Source organism: Streptomyces sp. NPDC006655 (genome assembly GCF_040703965.1).
In the GTDB taxonomy this organism is placed as follows: domain Bacteria; phylum Actinomycetota; class Actinomycetes; order Streptomycetales; family Streptomycetaceae; genus Streptomyces.
The window spans coordinates 1-4,774 of the sequence record NZ_JBEYJU010000209.1 but is presented as its reverse complement, the minus strand read 5'-3'; the positions used below and the strand labels follow the sequence as shown (position 1 = coordinate 4,774).

The following is a 4,774-nucleotide window of genomic DNA, read 5'->3' as shown; positions in this document are numbered from 1 at the left end:
GGTACGACAAGTTGGCGGTCCGCTACGAGGCGACCGTGCTGGTCGCAGCCATCAACGAATGGCTATGACCAGCACATTTGAAACGCACCCTAGCGACCCCGGCGGCGACCCACCTCTCCTACCGCGTCGTTCGCTGACCGCGAGGGACGATCTGCCGTTGAAGCAGACCACGATGGCGAGTTGACCGGATCGGGCCGGACCCGGTCCCGCGTGCACGCAGTGGTCGCCGCAGGTCCGGCCCGGCCGAAGACCCCGAGACATCCCTGACGGCCGGCCCGTGCGACTGCCGCCGTCCTGCAAGCCTCGCCGCCACCTCCTGACCCACGCGACAGCGGCAACCGGCACATCGACCTGGACGACCCCCCCACATTTGGGCGGTCGGCGTCTCCGGCACCCTCGGCTACGTCACCCAACCCGCCCACGCCCTGGACCGCGCCTTGGCCGTCATCTCCGTCGACCCCGGCGTCGGCGGGCCACTGCCCGGCGACACCGCCGGCCCCCAGGTGCGCACTCCTCGAACGCCCCCTGCCTCCCCGACGGCGCCGGGCCAACCCTCGTGTCATCAAACGCAAAGTCGCCGGCTGGCTCCTCAAACACGCCGCCCACCGGGCTGCAGACCGGCCACCCACCGCTGCCGTCACCCTCGTTGGCGCCCCCCAAAACCAAACGAGTCAAACGCACACCAAAGACGTAAGTCACCGGTATTGAGGTTAGGGATTGCCGGCGGCAGAGATGAGAGCGTTTGCGCTGTCGACTCGCAGCTCGAGATTTCTTTTTATTTTTGCTAGATCGTCATGTCGACTGTGGATGTAGATTGTGTCATAGGCACTTTCCACCGCCACTGCCACACCAACAAGGTTGGTTGAATCTTTGCATGACATGTCGGCCTGTGCGGTTGCGATTTCGTCAGGACTGTGCCCCGTCGAACCATTTACGGAAACCCATCTCGGATCGACATAGGCATTCCAGGGTGTAGCGTACGAAAACCCCCTGGACTTCATGCATGTACTCCATGCAGCATAGGAAGAAGCCAGGTGAGGCTCGTTTGGCGGTATTTTCGGTCCTCCGTCAGGTAGCCCTTGAGTTGAACCAGCAAAAGGCAAGGGTCCGCCAGTTGCATGCATTCCAACCTGGACGCACCCGCCAGGCGGCACGTTCTTTCCCGCGTACTCGGTAACCACAGTTCCCGAAGGTTCTCTTCCGCTCAGCAGCCTAGCGGTATCCGAGGAAGGCGGGCTGTCCGGAGCTGGCACCGTAGCGACCCTGTCATATCCCTTGTGCTGTACAGAGTCAGGTGCAAAGTATCCATAGACCGGACTCCGTTCTTTCGCGTCCAGAGCGCGGGCAACGATTGTCTTCGGCGGAATTTTAGGCAGCTGAATGCCGAAGTCTGCCATACACCGACGAGTTGCTACGTATGCTGCCTCGCTTATGGAATCGACCTGTGCATCGGTTGGCACGAAATCTTCAATTGGTCTCCTGATCCCCTCGGGGCTGCGTATGACAGGGATACTGCCGAGAGCCACGGCGGAAGAATCCTTGCTTTGACCGCACGACGTAGAACAGACCAGAAGCAGGAGGAACGCCCCGGAGCAGGTAACGCGCTTCAAGTTAATCTCACCAGCCTTTTACTTGAAACTTGAGTCAGTGGTGCCGTGTCTGATCGAGGCCCGCTGTCCATGATCAGGCCCGGCCTGACTGAGGCATTGGTCGATCCCGGTTCTTCTCCCCGCCTCTGCAGCGACCGACTGCCTCCGGCCGAATCCGCTCCTGCGCGGCCCTCTCGGCGTCGGTTAAGCCGCCGCCCTGCCCGTATCTCACCCCCGGGCCTGCCGAAGCCGCCCAGCCACTGTCAGCCGAACAACTCCGACATCACCCATCGGGTCGGTCACGAAAGTGGCGCGGCGGCATTCACGGCCGCCGCGCCACCTGCACTTCTAGCGATTGAATACGCCCTCAGCCGTGGATATAGACGCCGAGGACGGTCGTACCACCGGTGGCCAGATGAAGCGACTGGCCGGGAACGATCTCCCAGGGGCGACTTTGTCCTATGAGGTAGATAGATGCGTAGTTCAATCCCGAAGTCGCGTCCTGGACGCCGTTCAGATTGGTGTATACCCTCGAATACGCCCGTCCGTCGTCTGCGAAGCACACGTTCTTGCCGGTGTTCTGCCACAAGTCGATACCGTTTGCCCAGTTGGGGCGTGCCGGGCAGTCGACGACGATGGTCGCCGCGCCGGCGGGCGCAGCCGCTATGATGCCGCCTCCGAGGATGGCGGCGGCGGTGAGTGTCGCCGCAGCGATGCGGGTTGTTTTCCTGAGTGCCATGCTGGTTGTTACTCCTTGTCTCGTACAGCCAATGAAACCTCTGTTGAGCGGAGGTGCGGTGCTTGGAGAGCCATCTGGCGTCGCATGAGGGAGACCGGGGGCGAGTGCAGGGTGTCGAAGATCGACCCCCGTTCTACTTGTGCGTCGCCGGCGTGCCTTTGGCGATGGCGCGCTTGTTCTTCCCGACTTTCAGCCTGGGTGTGTTCCCCCCGTTGTTGATGCCTCCTGCCGGGGTGGCTGGTTGTTCTCTCTGGTTGGTGCCGAGCAGGAGGGCTTCCAGAGCAGCGGCGGGCTCTCGTCGACCCCGGCTTCGAGCCATTGCCCCCGACCGCCTGACCGTGACGCTAGGGTCACGGGTCCTTGATCGGTCCTAGATACGTCCTATTACGTGGTGGGCCGCGGATCGCCGCTTGGTCGGAAGCGCGCCGGGAGCACGGTCGGAGACAGCACGGACGGTGGGCCGCCAACGTTCGGGGGCCACGAAGCAGTTCCACCCCCGCGAGGGGCACCTCCAAGTGCCCAGTAGCTGTCCAGGAGTTGCCTATCTCGTCGTACCCCCGTGTCCGTGTCCAGGGAGACGGTCGGCAGGTGGTCTCGCAGGCCGGTACGGTCCTACTGCTGGAGACGGTCCGTCAGATCGGCCTTGACCAGGCGATATCCGCGCAACTGGCGTCCTGGCGCAAACCGGACCGTCCACGACCCGGGCAAGGTCCTTCTGGACCCTGCTCTGGCGGCCATGCTGGGCGGGGACTGCCTCGCGGACGTTGCGATGCTGCGGTGTGAGCCGGCTGTCTTCGGCCTGGTCACTTCCGACCCGACGGTCTCCCGTCTGATCGAGTCCCTCGCCGCCTGCGGTGAGAAAGCCCTGCAGGCCATCCGGTCCGCACGGTCCGAAGTCCGCTGGTCGTTGGCTGGCCTCCGTGGACCAGCACCCGCAGCTGGCCGGCCATGGTCGAGCTCTGGTGTTCCTGCCGCAGCCACCACGGGTCGTTGTCGTACCGGGGAGGCCCGCCGGCACCGCGGCGAAGGCGGATGACGCTGCACATCCAGGAGGTCAGCGGGCCGCCGTAGTCGGTCGCCGCCAGTGGCCCCGGCCACGGCCGGCCGATGATGTGCTGACCTGCGAATCTAGTGATCGTCTCGGGATTCTTGGCTGTGGCGCAGTGCGGTTCCGGGCTGGGGTTTTCGGACAGCTCTGGGGCCTGAAGAGGCTCTGAAGTGCGGGTCTAGTGACAATACCGGTGACTTTGTTGGGGTCGGGTCGTTGGGTGGGTTGTGCCAAGGGCGGGTCAGGTGAAGTCGTCGGGGGTTGGTCGGTTCTCGGATCGGATCGCGTTGGGGGTGCTGACGCGGGCGTTTCCGCCGGAGTTGGTCGATGAGGTGGTCGCCGAGTGCGGCCGGGTCGAGCAGCGGACGCGGCTGCTGCCGGCACGGGTGGTGGTCTACTTCGTCCTGGCGATGTGTCTGTTCTTCGGACAGGGCTATGAAGAGGTGGCCCGGCTTCTGGTTCAGGGGCTGGAGCGTGAGGGCCGGTGGGCGACGACGTGGCGGGTTCCCACGACGGCGGCGATCGGGCGGGCCCGGTTGCGGCTTGGACCGGAGCCGTTGCGGGCCCTGTTCGCCCGGGTGTGTCGGCCGGTGGCCGTCGCGCACACGCAGGGTGCCTGGTATCGGCGGTGGCGGCTGGTCGCGGTGGACGGCACGGTTTTCGACGTTCCGGACACCGCGGCGAACGCGCAGTTCTTCGGTCGTCCCGGTACCAGTCGTGGGCAGGGCCGCAGTGCGTATCCGCAGGCGAGGGTGGCGGCCCTGGCCGAGTGCGGCACCCATGCCGTGTTCGCGGCCGAGGTCGGAACACTCAAGGTCCACGAGACCGCCCTGGCCCAGCGACTATTCCCCGCGCTGACCAAGGGCATGCTCGTGCTCGCCGACCGGGGGTTTTGCGGCCTCGACCTGTGGCGGGCGGCGAAGGCGGGCGGAGCGGATCTGTTGTGGCGGGTCCGCAGCACCGTAGTGCTGCCGGTCCTGGAAACCCTCGCCGACGGCTCCTACCTGTCGCAGATCGTCGCCGCGCGGGACCACTACCGGCGCGCGGACCCCGAGCGGGTGCGGGTGATCGAGTACACCCTCGGCCCATCCGGCGGTGACGGCACCGTCTACCGCCTGACCACCACCATCCTCGACCCCGAGCAGGCACCGGCCGAGGAGCTTGCCGCCCTCTATGCCCAGCGGTGGGAGATCGAGAACACCCTGGACGAGATCAAGAACCACCAGGGCGTTCCGGGGCTGGTGCTACGTTCCCAGCACCCACGCGGCGTCGAACAGGAGATCTTCGCGTTCCTGCTGGTCCACCACGCGCTGCGGGACCTGATGCACCGGGCCGCCCTCAAGGCCGGGCACGATCCCGACCGGATCTCCTTCACCCGCACCCTTCGCGTCGTCCGCC

General features: G+C 65.4%; 2 protein-coding genes and 1 pseudogene. 2 read left to right on the top strand and 1 reads right to left on the bottom strand.

Annotated elements, in window-relative coordinates:
* Positions 1 to 1,956: 1,956 nt before the first annotated feature.
* Entirely contained in the window at positions 1,957 to 2,328 is a 372-nt protein-coding gene (locus tag AB0958_RS44430) for a hypothetical protein (RefSeq protein WP_366896178.1), read from the bottom strand.
* A 537-nt stretch (positions 2,329 to 2,865) separates the two neighbouring features.
* Here AB0958_RS44430 and AB0958_RS44425 point away from each other — a divergent pair.
* Together AB0958_RS44425 and AB0958_RS44420 are read left to right on the top strand one after the other, a co-directional pair.
* Positions 2,866 to 3,244, top strand: a pseudogene (locus tag AB0958_RS44425) (transposase); the annotation flags it as partial.
* Between the two features lie 359 nt (positions 3,245 to 3,603).
* Positions 3,604 to 4,774: IS4 family transposase (locus AB0958_RS44420; protein ID WP_366896177.1), on the top strand; the 1,171-nt coding region annotated here is incomplete at its 3' end.